Raw genomic sequence first — 5,174 nt, 5'->3', positions numbered from 1 at the left:
GGCTGGTAAATAGGGTATTTCCACAAGCGGAGACGAGGGAACGGACGCTGGAATATGCGCGGAAGATCGTCAACAGTGCAACTTATGCGGTATCGAATATTAAGCTATCGATTATGAATGGAAAAGAAATGCCGTTAAATGTGGCAATTCGTTACGAAGGGGAGCTACAAAACTTGTTATTCCGTTCGGAGGATGCGAAAGAGGGATTGAGCGCCTTTTTAGAAAAACGCCAGCCAAATTGGAAGGGAATTTAAATGTTTTAGATCACATGTATCGGCCAATCTGGCCGATCTATTTTTTAATTGGCTTTCATCATGCTTGAAAAAATCGGCAAACATTCGTCATAATACATAATAAAGGAGAAAAATTCAAAAAAAGACAGGTGTGAACAGCTATGAAACCAAGAGCGCTCATGTTTACTTTATTTGGGGAGTATATTCAGCATTATGGGAATGAAGTGTGGATTGGCAGTCTCATTCAAATGATGTCTCACTTTGGCATTTCTGAATCGTCCATTCGTGGAGCCGCGCTGCGGATGGTGCAGCAAGAATTTTTTGAGGTGCGGAAAATTGGAAACAATAGCTACTATTCTTTGACTCCAAAAGGAAAGCGGACGATGACGGATGGATTTATCCGCGTCTATTCATTGAAAAACTACAAATGGGATGGCTACTGGCGTATCTTAACCTATTCTGTACCGGAGGAAAAGAGGGAGCTGCGCAATCAAATTCGCAAAGAATTAAGCCTGATGGGGTTTGGTCTTATTTCCCATGGAACGTGGGCAAGCCCTAATCCTGTGGAACAGCAAGTAATGGAATTGATTAGGGATTATCATTTAGACCCATATGTGATTTTATTTACGTCGAGCTCCATTGTATCGCACAGTCATGAGCAATTGATTAAGCGCGGGTGGGATTTTGCGCAAATTGCTAAAGAATATGACCGGTTTATCGACACCTATCAACGAATATATGAAGAATTCCAGCGGCGAGCGTGGAACAATGAGCTGTCTGATCGAGAATGTTTTATTGAAAGGACCAAATTAGTACATGAATATCGTAGTTTTTTCTTTATGGACCCGAGCTTTCCTCATGATTTATTGCCAGATAATTGGAGCGGTACGAAAGCCCGTGAGCTGTTTTTTAATGTGCATCAGCTTTTGGCGGTGCCCGCTATTCGTTATTTTGAAACGCTGTTTGAATCGGCTCCTGACCGTGAGCCGCAATTGAACCGGGAAAAGGCGATCAATCCGTTTATCGGAATGATCTAGCGCATCGTATGATATAGAAGTTGTTTCGCTGAAGGAACTGGATGGACTCGACGGCGGTTGAAATGAGGAAGGCGGATAAGAGAGGGAGGATATTGATGGTGAATATTGAAATAATCCAGGATCATATGTATCGTATTCCGGTTCCTGTGCCATTTCCGATGAAATACGTTTATTGCTATTTATTTCGCGAGGCAGATGGATGGAGCATAGTCGATGTGGGGTTTCATTATCCTGATGCCATCGATACATGGGAAAAAGCATTTCAGCAGCTTCATGTGGATTGCCGGCAGATTCATTCTATTTATTTAACGCATTTTCATCCGGATCACTTCGGATTAGCAGGATGGATGCAGCGGCAGACCGGGGCGCAGGTGTGGATCAGCCGAGAAGATTATGCGATGGCAGAACGCGTCTGGAAAGAAGGGAGCGATCAAGCCGAGCAAGTCGGGGAGGCGTTTAGGCAGCATAGTGTTCCAGATGAATTAGTGAGCCAAATTGAAGAAAGCATGCAAAAACTGGCTCAACACGTTATGCCGCTTCCCTCTCTCTCCATTCTTAATCGCGATGAAGTGATTCTGGGACAAAAGCGATGGAAAGTGATCGAAGTTCCAGGACACAGCGATGGACTGATTAATTTTTACCAACCGGAGTTGCGATATTTGCTTGTGTCCGATCATGTATTGGAACGCATCACCCCCAATATTAGCGTATGGCCGGGAAGCCATCCCAATCCGCTGCAGCGATATGTTTCTTCTTTGCATCGGGTCAAGGAGCTGGATGTAGCGATAGCATTTCCGGCTCACGGAGAAGTGATTCGCCATCTGCGCCAACGAGTGGACGACATCCTGCGTCATCATGAGAAGCGGTTGCATTATATGAAGTCGCTTGCAAGTGAAGGAAAGACAGCCTACGAAGTGGCATTCGCCGTATTTGGACATAAGTCGCTGACGGCCCATCAGTGGCGATTTGCTATTGCGGAAACATTGGCGCATTTAGATTATTTAGTATCACGCGGAGAGCTCCAAAAGGAGAAGCGCAACGGAAGCGTTGTCTATCAATCTGAAGAAAAATAAGGAGAGACTGGCTGCATGGTTGCAGTCAGTTTTTTATTTGGAATCCATTATAGATAGGGATTTTATATAAAAAACACGATCGAAAAACAAACGTTATGGATTTTTAGTTGTCATTTGTGATTGTTGAATTAAAGCTTTCCTGCTCTCAACACTGAAATCCCGCTATTTTTAAATTTTTATATTTTTCTGATTTTTACGTTGACAACGTGGATTGTGTGTATTAATATTATGTTTAACAGACGATAAAATAAAAAACATAATAAGGAGGGAGAAGAGGTGGATCCATCTACTATTCTGAAGGAAAAGGTTCAAAACGGTTTTATTGTAGAAGGATTAGAAGACATGAATGAAGAGTACTTACAAGCTCTTAAACAAACATTAATCATTGTTGGGGATACGGAATTGTTAAGCATCCCGCCTTTACTTACGGTATATGATCAAGCTCCTACACTAAACAACAAGATTACCGCGCTGGCCATTATGCAAGACGAGATCGGCCATGCTCACATCGCTTACCGCCTCTTAAAAGATTTAGGACAAAATATTGATGATTTACTCTATAAACGTGAACCACATCGTTGGAAAAATCCGTATGCATTTGATTTTGAGTTGTCCAATTGGATTGAGCTAGGAGTCTTTAACGCCTTTTTTGATCGAGCCGGGTATACGCTCCTTGGCGACGCCTTCGAATATACCTCCTATGGTCCTTGGAAACGTGCATTAGTGAAAGTTGACAAGGAAGAGTTGTTCCATCTTAGAAACGGCGAAGTGATTATGAGAACGGCCATGCAGGACCCAGAACTGCGCGAAGAGGTACAAAAAGCCGTTGATTGGATGTTTTTAATGGCCCTTGAATTTTTTGGGGTAGAAGATCGTTTGAAAAGCCGATCAGCGCAGCTTGAATATCGTTTAAAAGGACGAACGAATGATGAATTGCGCCAAAAATGGCTATCTACTGCTGTTCCTTTCTGTGAATCGATTGGGGTGAAAGTGCCTGCTCATTATGATGAACAACAGCAAAAATACGTGTTGGACGTCCCGTTCCCATGTAAATTCGATCCGGTCAATAAAAAGTGGCTAGTTGACCAGCCGGATACATGGGATAACGTGATCAAGCGATTTAAGCAAAGAGGACCGCATAATAAACAATTTGTTGAGCGCATTCAAAAAGGAGCCAAAGAATTAGAGCAATTACGAAAGGATGCGGTGTGATGGGAAAAATCGGGAGCGACACAAAGAAGTATTGGGAAGCGCTGAAGGAAGTGATGGACCCCGAATTTCCAATAAGCGTCGTTGATATGGGACTCATTTATGATATCGAAAAAAATGGCGATGAGCTTCATATTACGATGACATATACCGCAGTTTCTTGCGCATGCATGGAATGGATCGAACAAGACATTCGGCATCGTCTCCTTCAAGAGAATGAGGTTCAGGCAGTGCAGATTAACGTGGTCTGGGATCCGCCATGGACGGTGGATAGGTTGAGTCCTGAAGGGCGCGAAAAATTGAAATATTGGGGAGTGAGTTCAAAATAATGGTGGCTACGAAAAGAAAAACATTTGACATTTTCGCCCGAATTAAGCGCGGAGATCCATTAACCCATATCGGCACTGTTGAGGCAGAAAACGAACATCTGGCCAAAGTCTATGCCTCCTTTACTTATGATGAAGAAGATTGGTCAGAAATGACGGTTGTCGACCGCAGTCAGATTGTTTGGGTGAAAAAGCCTAACTGGTTATTTGCGCAGAAGGAGGGCAGAGTCCGATGAACCATACGCAACGGGAAGTACATGCATTGACGGAATTGCTTGAGACGATCGCCGATCATAAATATGTCCTTGGGGATCGTTTGGTGGAAGTAGGAGTGAGCGGTCCCAATATCGAGGCGACATTAGCGGCGATTGCCATGGCGCAAGGAGAATTAGGGCACGCAAGACTACTATATAACTGGTGTTTTGATTTGCGCGGCATTCGCGGAAAAAAAGCGGAGATTTACGGCCAGACCGGGAAAGCGTTTACAAGTATTGTGAATGTGAACAACTGGATCACGCTCATTGCGGCCTTGTATGCTACGAACCTAGCCATCGATATTGTGTGGCAATCTTTTCTCCAAGCGAATCATCCGGCTGTCACTTCACGTATCCAAAAGCTTATCCGCGAGCAGCAAGATCATTTAATATACGCGAAAAGCTGGGCTTATGAGCTTCGTCATGAACAGGGAGCGATACCAAGTCGTTTTGCACAGGCGTTAAATCATACGGTCAACGAAGTATACGTTTGGCTGACAGAGATTGAGAAAAAAGAAGAATTACAAACAGAAGGGTATTTGCCTATGAATATAAACCTAGCCAATCAATTTAAAGAACATCTAAAGGAAGTGGCGGCGGAATCGCTTGTACAAATGAACTAAGCGAAAACAGAAGCAGGGAGATTTGCGGGAGGTGAGAAGAACGAGGAGAAGCTTAGCGTTTTAGAGCAGCGGGGTACATGCGGTCTTTTACTATAAAATCAATTCTAATAGAAGGAGAGGAGAAGATAAAATGGCGGTAGAAACAAAAACGAAAAATTTAACAGTGGTAAAAAACGAAGGGGTGGCGGAAATTCATTTGCACATTAACAAATCCAATTCTTATGATCTCGCCTTTTATCAGGAGCTGAATGCGGCGATCGACGACATTCGGTTTGATCCAAACATAAAAGTGGTTGTGCTGATGAGCGATATGCCGAAATTTTTCTCAGCGGGGGCGGATATCCATTTTTTACGGGCAGCGGATCCGCGGTTTAAAACGCAATTTTGCTTGTTCTGTAACGAGACATTAGATAAAATCG

The 5,174-nt window shown here is 43.4% G+C and carries 8 protein-coding genes; all 8 read left to right on the top strand.

Features of this window, described 5'->3' with window-relative positions:
- Positions 1–254 (top strand): enoyl-CoA hydratase/isomerase family protein (locus tag B6A27_RS11160; RefSeq protein ID WP_236631838.1); only part of this gene is annotated, 254 nt, incomplete at its 5' end.
- Positions 255–394: 140 nt separating this feature from the next.
- Positions 395–1,270: a PaaX family transcriptional regulator gene (locus B6A27_RS11155; protein WP_066150430.1), complete on the top strand. Its 876-nt coding sequence runs from the start codon at positions 395–397 to the stop codon at positions 1,268–1,270.
- An 89-nt stretch (positions 1,271–1,359) separates the two neighbouring features.
- Entirely contained in the window at positions 1,360–2,343 is a 984-nt protein-coding gene (locus tag B6A27_RS11150) for an MBL fold metallo-hydrolase (RefSeq protein WP_139788118.1), read from the top strand.
- A 276-nt stretch (positions 2,344–2,619) separates the two neighbouring features.
- Positions 2,620–3,555: a Phenylacetic acid catabolic protein gene (locus B6A27_RS11145; protein ID WP_066148484.1), complete on the top strand. Its 936-nt coding sequence runs from the start codon at positions 2,620–2,622 to the stop codon at positions 3,553–3,555.
- Positions 3,555–3,881 (top strand): metal-sulfur cluster assembly factor, encoded by a 327-nt coding sequence (locus tag B6A27_RS11140; RefSeq protein ID WP_080862160.1) that lies wholly within the window; start codon positions 3,555–3,557, stop codon positions 3,879–3,881. The genes B6A27_RS11145 and B6A27_RS11140 overlap by 1 nt, the downstream gene beginning before the upstream one ends.
- Entirely contained in the window at positions 3,881–4,114 is a 234-nt protein-coding gene (locus tag B6A27_RS11135; protein WP_044742350.1) for a hypothetical protein, read from the top strand. The genes B6A27_RS11140 and B6A27_RS11135 overlap by 1 nt, the downstream gene beginning before the upstream one ends.
- The gene (locus B6A27_RS11130) at positions 4,111–4,755 is read left to right on the top strand and encodes a Phenylacetic acid catabolic protein (RefSeq protein ID WP_080862159.1); all 645 of its coding nucleotides are present in this window, start codon (positions 4,111–4,113) and stop codon (positions 4,753–4,755) included. The genes B6A27_RS11135 and B6A27_RS11130 overlap by 4 nt, the downstream gene beginning before the upstream one ends.
- 130 nt (positions 4,756–4,885) lie before the next feature.
- Positions 4,886–5,174 (top strand): enoyl-CoA hydratase/isomerase family protein (locus B6A27_RS11125; RefSeq protein ID WP_139788117.1); only part of this gene is annotated, 289 nt, incomplete at its 3' end.

The organism is Anoxybacillus sp. UARK-01, assembly GCF_002075365.1.
Taxonomy (GTDB): domain Bacteria; phylum Bacillota; class Bacilli; order Bacillales; family Anoxybacillaceae; genus Anoxybacteroides; species Anoxybacteroides rupiense.
Note: the sequence above shows the minus strand (reverse complement) of the source record. Positions and strands in the feature narration are given on the sequence as shown.

Excerpts from the sequence above, each read along its gene's own strand:
- B6A27_RS11155 (WP_066150430.1), top strand. The coding sequence starts at position 395 with ATGAAACCAAGAGCGCTCATGTTTACTTTATTTGGGGAGTATATTCAG.
- B6A27_RS11140 (WP_080862160.1), top strand. The coding sequence starts at position 3,555 with ATGGGAAAAATCGGGAGCGACACAAAGAAGTATTGGGAAGCGCTGAAG.
- B6A27_RS11135 (WP_044742350.1), top strand. The coding sequence starts at position 3,881 with ATGGTGGCTACGAAAAGAAAAACATTTGACATTTTCGCCCGAATTAAG.
- B6A27_RS11130 (WP_080862159.1), top strand. The coding sequence starts at position 4,111 with ATGAACCATACGCAACGGGAAGTACATGCATTGACGGAATTGCTTGAG.